The organism is Flavobacterium zhairuonense, assembly GCF_004352915.1.
In the GTDB taxonomy this organism is placed as follows: Bacteria; Bacteroidota; Bacteroidia; order Flavobacteriales; family Flavobacteriaceae; genus Flavobacterium; species Flavobacterium zhairuonense.
In genome coordinates, this window is the sequence record NZ_SJSY01000065.1 from 130,151 (window position 1) to 144,516 (window position 14,366).

13 protein-coding genes are annotated in these 14,366 nt (G+C 34.5%); 3 read left to right on the forward strand and 10 right to left on the reverse strand.

All coding sequences use genetic code 11. The annotated features are described in order from the left end of the window. Window positions 1-231 precede the first annotated feature (231 nt). On the reverse strand, window positions 232-657 hold the full coding sequence (locus tag EYY60_RS22440; RefSeq protein WP_235832286.1) for a hypothetical protein: 426 nt from the start codon (window positions 655-657) through the stop codon (window positions 232-234). A gap of 13 nt (window positions 658-670) precedes the next feature. Between EYY60_RS22440 and EYY60_RS22445 the strand changes: the two genes are divergently transcribed. Beyond that, window positions 671-892: a hypothetical protein gene (locus tag EYY60_RS22445; RefSeq protein ID WP_235832287.1), complete on the forward strand. Its 222-nt coding sequence runs from the start codon at window positions 671-673 to the stop codon at window positions 890-892. A 256-nt stretch (window positions 893-1,148) separates the two neighbouring features. Here EYY60_RS22445 and moaA read toward each other — a convergent pair whose 3' ends face one another. The 9 genes from moaA to EYY60_RS04090 all read right to left on the reverse strand — a co-directional run bounded on the left by moaA (window position 1,149) and on the right by EYY60_RS04090 (window position 8,636). Continuing rightward, window positions 1,149-2,156, reverse strand: a complete 1,008-nt coding sequence (gene moaA, locus EYY60_RS04050) for a GTP 3',8-cyclase MoaA (protein ID WP_132988117.1) — start codon at window positions 2,154-2,156, stop codon at window positions 1,149-1,151. Beyond that, on the reverse strand, window positions 2,143-3,057 hold the full coding sequence (gene moaCB / locus EYY60_RS04055) for a bifunctional molybdenum cofactor biosynthesis protein MoaC/MoaB (protein ID WP_132988118.1): 915 nt from the start codon (window positions 3,055-3,057) through the stop codon (window positions 2,143-2,145). Before moaCB ends, moaA begins: the two co-directional genes overlap by 14 nt. Window positions 3,058-3,066: 9 nt before the next feature. Continuing rightward, entirely contained in the window at window positions 3,067-3,498 is a 432-nt protein-coding gene (locus tag EYY60_RS04060; RefSeq protein ID WP_132988119.1) for a molybdenum cofactor biosynthesis protein MoaE, read from the reverse strand. A 185-nt stretch (window positions 3,499-3,683) separates the two neighbouring features. Next, entirely contained in the window at window positions 3,684-4,754 is a 1,071-nt protein-coding gene (gene moeB, locus EYY60_RS04065; RefSeq protein WP_132988120.1) for a HesA/MoeB/ThiF family protein, read from the reverse strand. A gap of 3 nt (window positions 4,755-4,757) precedes the next feature. Next, the gene (locus EYY60_RS04070) at window positions 4,758-4,997 is read right to left on the reverse strand and encodes a MoaD/ThiS family protein (protein WP_132988121.1); all 240 of its coding nucleotides are present in this window, start codon (window positions 4,995-4,997) and stop codon (window positions 4,758-4,760) included. A 2-nt stretch (window positions 4,998-4,999) separates the two neighbouring features. Next, window positions 5,000-5,788 (reverse strand): uroporphyrinogen-III C-methyltransferase, encoded by a 789-nt coding sequence (gene cobA, locus EYY60_RS04075; RefSeq protein WP_132988122.1) that lies wholly within the window; start codon window positions 5,786-5,788, stop codon window positions 5,000-5,002. Window positions 5,789-5,793: 5 nt separating this feature from the next. Beyond that, window positions 5,794-6,363 carry a molybdenum cofactor guanylyltransferase gene (locus tag EYY60_RS04080; RefSeq protein WP_132988123.1) on the reverse strand — a complete coding sequence of 190 codons (570 nt, stop codon included), beginning with the start codon at window positions 6,361-6,363 and terminating at the stop codon, window positions 5,794-5,796. Window positions 6,364-6,573: 210 nt separating this feature from the next. Continuing rightward, window positions 6,574-7,320: a sulfite exporter TauE/SafE family protein gene (locus EYY60_RS04085; RefSeq protein WP_132988124.1), complete on the reverse strand. Its 747-nt coding sequence runs from the start codon at window positions 7,318-7,320 to the stop codon at window positions 6,574-6,576. 143 nt (window positions 7,321-7,463) lie between these two features. Continuing rightward, on the reverse strand, window positions 7,464-8,636 hold the full coding sequence (locus EYY60_RS04090) for a molybdopterin molybdotransferase MoeA (RefSeq protein WP_132988125.1): 1,173 nt from the start codon (window positions 8,634-8,636) through the stop codon (window positions 7,464-7,466). Between the two features lie 1,106 nt (window positions 8,637-9,742). On the opposite strand from EYY60_RS04090, the gene EYY60_RS04095 reads away from it, so the two are divergent. Together EYY60_RS04095 and EYY60_RS04100 are read left to right on the forward strand one after the other, a co-directional pair. Beyond that, a complete protein-coding gene (locus EYY60_RS04095; protein WP_132988126.1) occupies window positions 9,743-12,874 on the forward strand; it encodes a SusC/RagA family TonB-linked outer membrane protein in 3,132 nt (1,043 codons plus the stop codon). Between the two features lie 16 nt (window positions 12,875-12,890). Then, window positions 12,891-14,363, forward strand: a complete 1,473-nt coding sequence (locus EYY60_RS04100) for a RagB/SusD family nutrient uptake outer membrane protein (RefSeq protein ID WP_132988127.1) — start codon at window positions 12,891-12,893, stop codon at window positions 14,361-14,363. The last annotated feature ends 3 nt before the right edge of the window (window positions 14,364-14,366 follow it).

The window sequence follows — 14,366 nt, forward strand, 5'->3', positions numbered from 1 at the left end:
GCAAAAAGACTTTATTTATAAGGCATTTTCTTCCATTTTTTCATGTAGAATTGTTAAGAGATTTCAGTTTAAATTTTCAGCAAAAAGACTAAATGTTTAGTTGTCAGTAATTTAATTTCAAAAAAAAGCAAAAAGCTTAACATTAGCGAGCTTGTTTTATAATTATCTTTACTTAACTGTAAATTAACAATTTAGTTACATTGTTATTAAAATACTCATCCAAAAGCACATTTATATGGAAAACAAACCCGAAGAAATTACACCTGAGAAAATCGATTCTCCAGCAACAGAAACGACAAAACCAGTTGCCGAAAAGCCTGCAAATACACCAGCTTCAAAAGCACCTGTTCGTAAGCCTGCAACGTCAAAAGCAACTACAACCGCAAAGCCTGCTGCTTCAACAACAGCAAAACCGGCTACAACTGCTAAACCTGCAACAACAAGAACAACTGCCACAAAAGCACCTGCAAAACCCGCGGCAAAAACAACGGCTCCTGCAGCAACAGTAAAACCAGCCGTGCGAAGAACTCCAGCAAAAAAAGTATTAACTCCTGTAGTAAAACCTGCAGCTATTGAGCCAGTATCAGCAGCAAAAGAAGAAACTTCAACAGAAGTTCCTGCTACTGAAGAAAAAGCCAAAAGTAAATCTAACGACAAAAAAGCGAAAAAAGTGAAAGATAAAGAAAAAGATAAGGCTAAAAAGAAAGCAGCGAAGCTAAAAGAGAAAGCCAAAAAAGATAAAAAGAAAGAGAAAGCTAAAAAAGCAAAACAAAAAGCTGCAGCTAAGAAAAAAGAAAAAGCTAAAAAAGCGAAAGAAAAAGCGAAAGCTAAAAAAATTGCTAAAAAGAAAGCTAAAGCGCAAAAAAAGGCAAAAGCTAAAAAGAAAAAATAATAATTTGGAAAGGTTTGACTTTAAAAAGGTTGAACCTTTTTTTATTCTGAGTTTACTCGCTTCGCTTGTCATTTCGACTGAAAGGAGAAATCACACGAGTAACTCTACAAAGATTGGCGATCTTACTTGCGGAATTTCTAGTGTGATTTCTCCTTTCAGTCGAAATGACAAGATTATAGGAAAAGGCTTCGACTTCGCTCAGCCGGACAATTCACAATTCACAATTCATAATTCATAATTCATAATTAAAAATTGACTACCCTCCAATCGCAATCATACTGCGATTATCAAAATGAAGTGCAGGATCATCCATTTCATTGATTGTGGTCATCCCAGCACGTACTTTCTTTTTATTTTGAATCGATTCTGAAATCAACTCAGTGATAGAATCACCATTTCTTAAAGCGGTCAGCAAATCAGTTTCAGAATTAGAGAAAAGGCAGTTTTTTATTTTTCCATCAGCCGTCAAGCGGATTCGGTTGCAACTATCACAAAACGGATTTGTGATGGAACTGATGATTCCGAAATCGCCTTGAAAACCGTTTATTTTATAATTTCTAGAAGTGAAGTTTTTTTCGTCTTCCAGTTTCTGAATTTCATCCGAAGAAAATTGAGTTTCAACTAAAGATAAAATCTCTTTTTGCGAAACCATTTTACTTCTATCCCACTCGTTTCCTGCGAAAGGCATAAACTCAATAAAACGAACCGAAATGGGCAGAAACTGAGTCAGTTTTACAAAATCGATAATTTCGTTATCATTAAAACCTTTAATCAAAACAACATTTACTTTAACCTGAAAATCATTATTCAAAAGCAAATGCAAATTGTCAACTACTTTCTCAAACTGATTTCTGAGCGTTATAGAAGCAAATTTGGATGAAACCAAAGTATCTAAACTCAAATTAATCTTTTTGACATTAAATTCCTTTAAAGTCTCAATGTGACGATCAATTAAAATCCCGTTTGTGGTTAAGGAAAGTGAAATATTTAAAGCTGATAATTTAGAAACAATTTCAGGAAAATCCTTTCTTAATAAAGGTTCTCCGCCTGTTAACCTGATTTTGTCAACACCATTTTGTGCGAAAGTCTGAGCAATAGCAAAAATCTCATCGGCCGTCATTAAACTGGCTTTTGGAGAAAGCGCGATTCCGTCCGCAGGCATGCAATACGTACAACGCAGATTGCATTTTTCCAACAGCGAAATACGCAAATAATTATGTTTGCGCCCAAAACCGTCCGTCAAAATAGTGTTAGAGGCTGTCATGGTTTTTTCCTTTTAAAATATGAAAGACGTGCATTACATGCGGAAATACAGCATCCATCGATTCTTTTACTCCGTTTGTTGAGCCCGGCAAAGCCAAAACTAAACTTTTACCTAAAGTTCCTGCTACACTTCTTGAAAGCATTGCATACGGCATTCTCTGTTGTCCGTAATTACGAATCGCTTCTTCAATTCCTGGAATTCTGCTTTCTAAAATCGGCTCTAAAGCTTCTGGCGTTACATCTCTTGGCGACAAACCTGTTCCGCCCGTAAAAATTACCAGCTGATTTTCTTTGGCAAAAGCTTTAGTTTTTTCTTGAATAATCTCCAATTCGTCAGGAATGATTTCATAATGAGAAGTTTCAACTCCATAGGAATCTAGTTTTTCGACAATTGTTTTTCCAGAACGATCTTCTTTGTCGCCCGCAAAAATCGAATCGGAACAAACGAAAACTGCGGCTTTTATCGCATTCGGAAATCTATTTTTGAAAGAAGATTTTCCGCCTTCTTTATTGATTAATTTGATTGTTGAAATTTCGATTTCTTTATCAATCGGTTTCAACATATCGTACATCGTTAATGCTACAATTGACGCTCCATGCATTGCTTCAACCTCAACTCCAGTTTTGTAAACGGTTTTTACTTTGAAAATAATATGAATGTCTAAACCTTCTATATTGTATTCAACCGAAGTAAATTCAATTGGAAGCGGATGACAATCTGGAATAGATAAATGGGTATTTTTTACCGCAAATAATCCTGCCGTTTTTGCCATTTCGAACACGTTCCCTTTTGGCACTAAATTATTTACAATTGCATCAATTGTTTCCTGTTTGCTAACTTTTACAATTGCAGTTGCTGTTGCGGCTCTTAAAGTGCTTATTTTATGCGTAATATCTACCATTTTAATTTCTTAGGTATTTTGTTTCCAAGTGAATGTATCGTTTTCAAACATTTCTTTGCCAAAAATCGGAACGTCAGTTTTGATCCAGTTTACGATTGCTTCTGTTGCTTCGTAAACTTGTTTGCGTCGTGTTGCTGAAACAAAAACAAACAGACAAATTTCACCTGCTTTTACCACACCTAAACTGTGGTAAATATGCATGCAAGTCAAATCGAATTTAGCAAAAGCCTTTTCACGAATTGCATATAAAGCTTCATTTGCCATGTCTTTATACGCCGAATAATCGATTGCTACGACTGTATTATCGTGAATAACATCGGCACGGACTTGTCCTAGAAAAATATTGTGTGCGCCAATTGTATGTTTCGTTTGATGTTTGGCAATCGATTCAGCGATAAATTCAGGCGGGATCGGGCCTTCTACAAATACATTTTTACTCATTTTTTATATCCTTTTGATAGCCACAAATTATTTTCATTTTAAAAAAATTAATCTCATCATTGTCATTCTGAGGAACGAAGAATCTTCGTAAGTAGCTCCGCAACCTTTGTCGAGTTTCTTGTGGAGATTCTTCGTTCCTCAGAATGACAAACTAGATGGATTATTAAATAACTTTAAATCTATGGCTATATTTTTATTTCTTCTTTCAATAATTGTTTCATTGCTAAAGCACCGCCTAAAATGCTTTTTACATATTTAAACTGATATTTCTGAAGCAATTCAACTGCAATTTTACTTCTGATTCCGGATTGGCAAAAAATGTAAATGGTTTGATTTTTATCCAATTTTTCCATTTCACTTTCTAAATTCATCAACGGAATCTTAATTTGATGTTGCAAACTGATTTTTGGCGATTCATCAAAATTTCTAACGTCCAAAAACAAAACCTCATCATTGTTTATTTCATCTAAAACCGATTCAAAACGTACTTCTTGAACTTCACATTTATTGTATTTTGTTTCGAATGCTTCTCTGTTTATCGTTTGAAAATCACTTTTATCAAAATCATACTTTTGCTGTTCGTTAGTCAGCGTATTATAAACCAATATTTTTCCGCTTAAAACGTCTCCAATTCCGAGAATCATTTTCAAAACTTCATTGGCCTGAAGCATTCCAATAATTCCAACTGAAACTCCAATTACGCCTGCATCTTCGCAATTTAAAGCGTTCACATTTTCATCTGGATACAAACATCTGTACGTTGGTCCGTTTTGATAATTGAAAACCGAAACTTGTCCCTGAAATCTAAAAATAGATCCGTAAACCATTGGCTTACTGGTTACCAGACAAGCATCATTTATTAAATATTTAATCGAAATATTATCTGTTGCATCTACAATAATGTCATATTTCTCAAATAATGAAAGCACATTTTTTCCAGATAATTTTTCAGAAATCGCTTTCACTTTTACCAAAGGATTCAAGTCTGAAATCATTGCTTTGGCTTCTTTTGCTTTTGATTTTCCGATAGCTTCAGTTTTATAAATTACTTGTCGCTGAAGATTTGAAATCTCAATAACATCGTGATCTACAATTCCGATTTCGCCAACTCCAGCCGAAGCCAGATAAGGCAAAATTGCAGCGCCCAGACCTCCTGCACCAATTACCAAAACTTTTGCTTCTGCTAATTTCTGCTGACCATTCTCTCCTATTTCTGGAAGGATTATTTGTCTGTTATATCGGTTATCTGCATTCATAATTTATCCTCCGGCAAATGGCGGTAATAAAGCTACGATATCACTTGTTTGTAAAGCGTAATCTGCTGTTTTTGAAACTATTTTTTGATTGACTGCAACTCTGAAAGTCAGTGTTTCGAATTCATATTTTTCGTCTAAATCCTGCAATAATTTTTGCAAAGACAATTCTTCAGAAAAAGATAATTTTTCGAATTCACATTTTGTTTTTTCGGCTACAGCACCAAAATATTTAACCTCAATCATTGTTATAAATTTAAATTCTGAAAAATGAATTCATCTTCAAAATGTTCCTGAAAATAAGAAATCCAGCTTGATGTATTTCGCACCACTTCACCAATTACGATAATGGCTGGCGATGATATGTTTTTTTCAGCTACCAATTTAGTAATTGTGCTAATAGTTCCAATCACTTTTTGCTCAGAATTTTTAGTTCCGTTTTGGATAATTGCAATTGGCAAATCATCATTTCTGTTTGTCTCATAAATCGAAATGATTTCATCCAATTTATGCATTCCCATCAAAATCACTACCGTTGCCGCCGATTTTGAAGCCAAATGAACATCTTTTGATAATTCGTGAGCAGAAGTTGTTCCAGTAATTACCCAAAAACTCTCCGCTACTTTTCGTTGCGTCAAACTAATTCCAACCGAAGCAGGAACTCCTAACGCTGATGAAATTCCCGGAACAATGGCCGTTTCAATTCCGAAATCTTCTGCAAATTCGATTTCTTCACTTCCTCTTCCAAAAACAAACGGATCACCGCCTTTTAAACGCACAACATGTCCATGTTTTTTTGCCATAGAGACTATCAAATCGTTGATTTGGTCTTGTGTATAAGCGTGACAACCTAATCTTTTTCCAACAAAAACAATTTCTGCATTTGTGGCATATTCTAATAATTCTTCATTTACTAATGCATCGTACAAAACTACATCGGCACTTTGTAAAGCCTTAATTGCTTTTAGCGTAATCAATTCAACGTCACCAGGACCTGCGCCTACAATCGTTAATTTTGGTGTTTTAAAATTTTGCATAATCTTCAAGTTAAATTGATATTCAGATCGTTTAATTCGTCTGCCGAATTAATATTGGTTAAAGGAAAGTTTTCACTTTCTTCAATATTGATGATTTGGTGCGGAATATTGGCAAACAAATTCATCATTTTTAAATCGTCGTTATCAATTGCGCCTTTGATAACAGGCAATATTTTTTTTGAATAAATTCCGATTAACGGATGCAATCTGCTTTCAGAAGCAAAAACCGTAATTTCCGCTTCGGCATTATGTTTTGAAATTAATTCCTTCAATAATTCGGTTGAAATTAACGGAATATCACAACTCAAAATCAAATTAAATTCAGTTTCAGAATGTGATAATGCTGTGTATATTCCGCCAAGCGGGCCTTTATCTGCAATCAAATCTGGAATTTTCTCATATTCCAAGTAATCATATTCTTTTGATGCTGTAATCAGCTTTATATTATTTGTAATAGGCAAAATCGCCTGAATGATATGCTCAATAAACGGTTTTTCCTGAAACAGTACTAAGCCTTTCTCAGACTGCATTCTGGTACTTTTTCCTCCACAAAGAATAAATACTGTTGTTTTCATTGTTTTTTTGTTTCAGGTTTAATGTTTCAAGTTTGCCAAACTTTGTCCTTTTATTCTAACACATAGAATCATAGTTTTTCTTTGTGTTTAAGGGCGTTTCACTTGCATCAATTCACATAGCTATGTGTGATAATGAAATTATCCTTTTAAAATCTTTTTTTAATTTATAAAGTTAAAATCTATGTTTCTATGTGTTTAAAATTTTCTTCTTTATGGAAAAATCAATTTCACGCTTGCCATTAGAATTACAGTTCCTAAAACCATTTTTAAGGTTCTGTTTGAGAATTTTCCGCTTCCATAAAATCCGCCTAACATTCCACCAATAACAGCAATCGGAACCAAATAAAAACTTTCCATCGGAATTGTTTTTCCTCCTAAAAAGAATCCCAGCATTCCGGCAAATGAATTCACAAAAATGAACAAACTCGAAATCGCCGCCGATTCTTTAACCGAAGCCCATCCTAAAAATAATAGAATCGGGCTTAAAATAATACCGCCACCAATTCCCAGCATTCCAGATAATAAGCCAATGGCAAATCCAATCGCTAAAGCAAATGGAAGGTTTATTTTTACTTCTTCTTTTTCTTTAAAATTAAAAACTCCGAACAATCTCAACGCCGCAAAAACCAATACAATTCCTAAAACAATTTTATAAATCGCATTATCCAATGTTATGAAACCTCCAATAAACGCTGCCGGAATCGATGCTATCGCAAACGGATAAAAGAGTTTTGGCTTGAAATAATTATTTCGATAATAAAATAAGAACGAAATGCTCGAAACAAATAAATTCAGAAGCAATGCTGAAGGTTTCATCACCGAAACCGGAAAAGCAAAAATGCTCATTAAAGCCAAATATCCCGATGCTCCGCCGTGCCCAACACTAGAATATAAAAATGCAATTATAATTAAGGCAAAACTGAATAATAATATGTTTTCGGAACTTAGGAGACTCATGCTTTTTGTTTAATCGTTTATTTGGTTAACTGTTTAATCGTTTTTTTCTTGGCTATGTGTTTTTATTTACACAGCGGTTTTCAGCATCTTTCTTAAAAATCTATTCTCTTTACTCTTTATTCTATTTTCTTAAAATCTAAAATTTAGTCAATTGGCAATAACGTTACTAACTGACCTTTTTTGTAATTTTCAATATCTTGCGGAACGATTAATAAACTGTTTGCTACAGCAAATGTATTCAACATTGCAGAGCTTTGTCCGTTTAAAACTGTTACGTTTGTTTCGTCATATTTTGCTTTCAAAAACAATGTTTTTCCAGTATCGTTTTTAATTTCCGAATTTAATTTCCGAATGATTTTTGTTTTATGAATTTCCAAAAATCCCATTTTATTTTTCACTGCTGGAGCAACGTAAACATAAAAATTAGTCAATGATGAAGCCGGATTTCCTGGAAGGGCAAAAACTAAAGTTTCATTTTTTGAGCCAAAGAACATTGGTTTTCCAGGTTTCTGATTGATTTTATAGAAAAGCTCCTTTACATCATTTTGCAATAAAGCTTCTTTTACAAAATCGTAATCTCCCACGGAAATTCCACCCGAAATCAAAACAATATCATATTTTTTTAAAATCTCTTTTAAAGATTTTTTAGTCGCTTTTAAATTATCTTTTACACGATAAACTTTCGATTTCTTAATTCCGATAGTTTGAAGCGCGGCTTCAAGCATAACCGAATTACTTTCAAAAATTTTTCCTTTCTTTAACTTTTTCCCTGGTTGAACCAATTCATTTCCTGTCACCAAAATAGCCACTTTTGGCTTTTTGTACACTTCAATCTCTGTAATTCCCAAACAAGCCAAAAATCCAATTGCTGCAGGCGTAATTAAAGTATTGGCTTCAAAAACCACTTCATCTTTGCGAATTTGCTCCCCAATTGGACGAACATTTGAAAACTTTTCCGGCATTGTAGCAATCAAAATAGAATCTTTATTTGCCATTACATGTTCCTGCATTACAACTGTATCTGCATGATCTGGAACATGAGCGCCCGTAAAAATTCTAATCGCTTCGGTTACTTTTAATTTTATATCCGAATGATCTCCAGCTTGAGAAATCCCAACAACATCATATTGATGTCGAATACTGTGTTTGAACGCATATCCATCCATCGCTGATTGGCGAAATGGAGGCATATGGATTGGCGAAATCACTTTTTCTGCCAAAACATATCCTAAAGCTTTGCTGACAGAAATACGTTTTGTCGACATTTTAGTACTATTTGCTTCAATAATAGCTATGGCTTCTTCAACTTTAATCATTAGTGTATATATTTAAAAGCAAAAAATACTTAATACAAATATAAGTATTTTTACTTAGTTAAAATCATTAATTATCGTTATTCATTAAAAAATATAAATTTAGCGCAATTAATGCAAATAGATTCATAAAAAACCAAAATAGCTTTTTGAAATTAAGAATTTCATTTTATTTCTTTCCGAAATTTTCTTTTTGAAGACCATATAATATTATCCAAATCAGTAAAAGCATTATTGCCGAAGCCATAAAAGCCAAATTAAAATTTCTACGCTACTTAAAAATAGAAAAAATGAATTAAAACACTGAAAAGCAATCATTAAACAGCATCTTTTACTGCTGATTAAAATCAAACTAAACAGATTTAAGACGTTTTTGGAGGTTTTCAATGCTTGTTTCTCCACATTACAAAGCACAAAAACAATAAAATTAAATGTAAAATACTACAATTTAATATTTGCAATAAAAAAAATTAACATTTTCCCGATAGTCAAAACAAATTTCAACTAATTAAAAACCAACACATTACACAAACATCAGTATTGCTTTTTTATTAAATTCAAAAGAGTTTCAAAAAATAATCCTCTAAATTTTTGGTTTTTATTATATTAAAATTAACTTTGTCTATAGGATTAGTAGAGTTTAAAATTATATTTGAAACTAAAAAAACTATATTTTGAAAACAACCGAAAGCATATCGTATTACATTCTTCCTAAAAAATATACTTATAACACATTTTGTTATATGTGCTTCTGTTGTTAATTCCTAACAATTATGTATTCGTTTTTAAACTTTTTTTAAATCTAAAAACGAAATCTAACTTCACCTCAAGATTACTTTTATTGAAAATACAATGATCTAATTGTGGCTTAACCAGCGACAAAAGGTTTTTGATTATAACTATATTTTAAAAAGAAAATGACTAACAACTAAAAAAAATCAAGATGAAAAATATGCAAAGCTGTTGCTGTAAATAAAAAAAGCCATTTCTGCGGCAACAGAAATGGCGAGGCTTAAAGAAACATTTATCACTAAATCAAGGAAACTATTAGAGGGTTGAAAATTCAACGCTCAGGGCGCCTTGTTAATTACTTAAACCATTACAAAGAAATGAAAAATAATTTAAAGATATACTCTATATTATTTCTCCTGCTCCTGACGGCGGGAATTAATGCTCAAAACACGACTCCCTTAATCCAATCAAAACTTGACGGAACTGTTGTAGATGATATTACAAATCAGCCTATTATAGGCGCATCTGTCGTTATTAAAGGTACAACTCACGGAGTTCAGACGGATGCCGAAGGAAAATTTTATTTTCAAACGGGACAAAAATTCCCTTATACTTTAATTGTATCCTACATAGGTTATAAAAAAACAGAAGTTGTAGTAGATAAAAATCCTGTAATCATCAACCTTAAAGAAGAACGTCAAGAGCTCGATGAATTAGTAGTTGTTGGATATGGATCGCAAAAGCGAAAAGATATTACTGGTTCAGTTGCTTCGGTTCCAAAGGCAAATTTATCACAGGTTACTTCATCGGCAGATAATTTGCTTCGAGGGGCAGTTCCTGGTGTGGTAGTTACACAAAGTTCAGGGCGTCCGGGAGCTTCGTCGAGTGTGCGCATCCGTGGAGGAAACTCGATTACAGCTGGTAATGAACCTCTTTATGTACTGGATGGCGTTTTAATTTACAATGACAATAACAATGGTACAGCAGGTGTCGCATACGCAGGAGCTTCGGTAAATGTGCTTTCGACAATAAATCCTGCTGATATTGAATCTATTGAAGTTTTAAAAGATGCTTCAGCAACAGCAATTTATGGATCTCGAGGTGCTAATGGGGTTGTTATCATTACCACTAAAAAAGGAACAAAAGGACAAGACAATATTTCGTACCAAGGCTATTTTGGATTCCAGAATGTTTCAAAAAAATTAAATCTGATGGATGCCAGCCAATGGGCAAGTCTTCGCAATGATGTTCAAGCAAGTATTGGTCAAGCACCTTCTTTTACGCAAGCTCAAATTGAAGCTTTTAAAACGTCTGGAAGTTATGATTGGCAAGATGCTGTTTTTAGAACCGCAGCTCCGATCCAAAATCATCAATTGACTTTTTCTGGCGGAGATGATCGTTCTCGATATACGATTTCGGCAGGATATTTTGATCAGGATGGAATTGTAATTGCAACTGATTTCAAGCGTATTTCACTTCGTGCAAATTATGAAAGAAATTATTCTCAGAAATTCAAATTTGGCGTAAATGCGAATTATACAAACTCTATCGCAAACGGAATTGGAACAAATGGTGGTTCAAGTGCTGGAAGACAGCCAAATCCGTTAGTTGTAGCTTTGTACCAGCCACCAGTTGTTCCTATCAAAAACGATGACGGAAGTTATAATTTAACTAATAATCCGTATGCTACAGCAACCAACGGAATTATTCCGAACCCGATTAATGATTTGGAAAATACAACCAATGAAACCAAAATCAATAGAATCTTAACGAGCTTGTTTGGCGAATTTAAATTCAACAAAGAACTTACGGCAAAAGTGGCTGTAAGTGGTGACGTAATCGATACGAAACAAAATTATTATGCTCCATCAACAACGACAACGGGAGCAGGTACTAAAGGTTTAGCTTCTGTTGGAGATCGACGTGTAAGCTCTGTATTGAATGAAAACACATTAAACTACAATACTAATTTTGGCGACAACCATAAATTCTCTGCTTTAGCGGGATACACTCTTCAATATACTGAAGGTGAAGTGGTAAATGCAGGAGCTCAGTATTTTGTAAATGATGCGAACACTTATAATGCTTTGCAAGATGGTGTTCCAGTAAAACCTTATAGTGAAGCTTTTGAAAGTGTTTTAAAATCCTGGCTGGCAAGAGTAAATTATTCTTATAAAGGAAAATACAATTTTACGCTTTCAGGCCGTGCCGATGGTTCTTCAAGATTTGGTTCTGAATCACTTTGGGGTTATTTCCCATCTGCAGGATTTTCTTGGAATATTACTGATGAAGAATTTGCAAACAATATCAAAGGTGTAACCGAAGCAAAACTAAGACTTACTGCAGGAACAACAGGAAACCAAGAAATTGGAAACTACCTTTCTCTAGCCTCAATGGGTTCTGTAAATTATGCTTTTGGAGGAACTTTAGCAACTGGACTTGCCCCTACCCGATTAGCAAATCCGGATTTAAGATGGGAAAAAACAAATCAATATAATGTTGGTTTAGACTTATCATTATTGGACAGAAAAATCAATTTTGTTTTTGATGTTTATTACAAAAAAACAAAAGATTTGTTAATCAACGTTCCTGTCCCATTGACTTCAGGATATGCAACAGTACTTCAAAATATTGGTGGAGTTGAAAATAAAGGTCTTGAAATTGGTTTGACAACTGAAAACATAAAAACAGAAAATTTCTCATGGAATTCAAACATTGTTTTTTCTACAAATAAAAATAAAGTAACAGCAATAGGAAACGGTGTAGATCAATTTTTCCCTGTTGTGCCAAACGGTTCTTTATTGCAACAACAACCCGTAATTGTAAAAGTTGGTTTGCCTCTTGGAACTTTTTGGGGATACAGAACAAATGGAATTTTCCAGACGCAGGAAGAGGTGAATACACAGCCTAAAATCAACAGTTTGGCCAACACAAAAGTGGGAGACAGAAAATATGTTGACACAAATGGAGACGGCGTTATTACAGCTTTAGATAAAGGAAATCTTGGGTCTTCTCAGCCAAAATTCGTGGGAAGTTTCAGCAATACAATTTCATACAATGACTTTGATCTGAATTTTTCTTTCCAAGGAGCATATGGCGGAAAAGTATTCAATGCTTTGAATCAACAATTGGAAATTTCAACACTTGGAACCAACGCTGCCGAAACTTTAGTTGACAGATGGACGCCAACAAATCCAAGCAATGAAATTCCAAGAGCATCAAGTTCACCGTTAGGAATTGTTTCTGAGCGTTATGTTGAAGATGCTTCTTTCTTGAGATTGAAATTAATCACTCTTGGCTACACATTGCCAAAAAGCGTTTCTAAAAAACTGGGAACAAAAAGCGTGAAATTCTACATCTCAGCTGAAAACTTAATTACATGGACAAAATACACTGGTTATGATCCAGAGGTAAGTTCATACGAACAAAACAACTTATATCCGGGAATTGATTTTGGTTCTTATCCAAACTCTAAAACATTCATCTCGGGCTTGAACGTAACTTTCTAAGTAAAAAAAATATAAAATGAAAAAGATTATTATAACATTCCTATTAAGTGCCGGTTTATTTGCATCGTGCACAGATTTAGAGGTAACACCAACCTCTTTTGTAACCGAAGATAACTACTTTAAAACCCAAGACGATGCCATAGCGAGCGTAACAGCAGTTTATGCTTCTTTAAGTCTAGATCCGGGGGAGCAAAGTTTATTCGGGAGAAATTTATATTTCTTAACTGATATGGCTACCGATTATGCTGCAGCAGGAGTTTCGGCAACAAATCCTCAGGTTAGAGCTTTGAGCAGTTTGACACACGATGCGACTTCAGATCGTGTTCAGGTGGCTTGGAGGCAAATTTATGCTGGAATCAACAGAGCAAATGTTTCTATCGACAATATTCCGAAAGTTGCTGGGACAGAAGCAGTCAAAAACAGATTGATTCTTGAAGCTAAATTTATTAGAGCATTATTGTATTTTCAGGCTGTTCGTCTTTGGGGAGGTGTCCCAATCGTTTTGCACGAGCCAACAACTATTGAGTTAGAAAGCCTAAAATCAAAAAGAAGAACCGTAGAGGAAGTTTATGCGCAAATTATTTCGGATTTGAAAGATGCCGAAAATCTTCCAAAAACGTATCCAGCAACAGATGCCGGACGTGCAACTTCTGGTGCTGCAAAAGCTATTCTGGCAAAAGTTTATCTGACAAGAAAAGACTGGCCAAACGCCATTTCAAAATCAAGAGAAGTTATTGATGGAGGATACGGCTATGCTTTGTTTGAAAATTTCCAAGATATTTTCACCAAAACTAAAAAGAATGGAAAAGAGCATATTTTCTCTGTTCAGTTTGAACCAAACCAAGCTGGAAACGGATCAAGCGGAAGTACTTTTCAAGCGACTTCATTCACTGGATTTACAGCAACAGAACCTGCAGATATTATTTCGGACGTTGCTTTGTTTTATGACATTTATGCGGCCGGAGATACACGCAGAGATGTGAGTTATGCTAAACAATTGCTGAATCCTGCAACCGGAACGCTTTATACTTTTCCGAAGCCAATTTTCAAAAAATACTTAGATCTAACAAACTTGGCTACTCCTGCTAACGTAGCCATCAACTTTCCTGTAATTCGTTATGCCGATATTTTATTGTCTTTGGCGGAAGCCATAAATGAACAAGGCGGACCAACTGCAGAAGCTTACGAATTAATCAATCAAGTAAGAAGAAGAGCTTTTGCCAAACCAATTTCAACACCAGATCCAACAGTAGATTTAGTTGGCTTGACGCAAACGACTTTTAGAGCAGCAATTCAGGAAGAACGCAAAAAAGAATTTGTTCAAGAAGGACAGCGCTGGTATGATTTAGTAAGATGGGGAACTTTGGTGACAGAAGTGAAAAAAGTAACGGCTAAAAATACGGTTTCAGAAAAAAATAACCTGTATCCGATTCCTCAGAGCGAAAGAAATATTGATCCAGTTGGTTTACCACAAAACCCTGGCTATTAATTA

Excerpts from the sequence above, each read along its gene's own strand:
- moeB (WP_132988120.1), bottom strand. The coding sequence starts at position 4,754 with ATGAATGCAGATAACCGATATAACAGACAAATAATCCTTCCAGAAATA.
- EYY60_RS04070 (WP_132988121.1), bottom strand. The coding sequence starts at position 4,997 with ATGATTGAGGTTAAATATTTTGGTGCTGTAGCCGAAAAAACAAAATGT.
- moaCB (WP_132988118.1), bottom strand. The coding sequence starts at position 3,057 with ATGGTAGATATTACGCATAAAATAAGCACTTTAAGAGCCGCAACAGCA.
- EYY60_RS04060 (WP_132988119.1), bottom strand. The coding sequence starts at position 3,498 with ATGAGTAAAAATGTATTTGTAGAAGGCCCGATCCCGCCTGAATTTATC.
- EYY60_RS04080 (WP_132988123.1), bottom strand. The coding sequence starts at position 6,363 with ATGAAAACAACAGTATTTATTCTTTGTGGAGGAAAAAGTACCAGAATG.
- EYY60_RS04100 (WP_132988127.1), top strand. The coding sequence starts at position 12,891 with ATGAAAAAGATTATTATAACATTCCTATTAAGTGCCGGTTTATTTGCA.
- moaA (WP_132988117.1), bottom strand. The coding sequence starts at position 2,156 with ATGACAGCCTCTAACACTATTTTGACGGACGGTTTTGGGCGCAAACAT.
- EYY60_RS04090 (WP_132988125.1), bottom strand. The coding sequence starts at position 8,636 with ATGATTAAAGTTGAAGAAGCCATAGCTATTATTGAAGCAAATAGTACT.
- EYY60_RS04085 (WP_132988124.1), bottom strand. The coding sequence starts at position 7,320 with ATGAGTCTCCTAAGTTCCGAAAACATATTATTATTCAGTTTTGCCTTA.
- EYY60_RS04095 (WP_132988126.1), top strand. The coding sequence starts at position 9,743 with ATGAAAAATAATTTAAAGATATACTCTATATTATTTCTCCTGCTCCTG.
- cobA (WP_132988122.1), bottom strand. The coding sequence starts at position 5,788 with ATGCAAAATTTTAAAACACCAAAATTAACGATTGTAGGCGCAGGTCCT.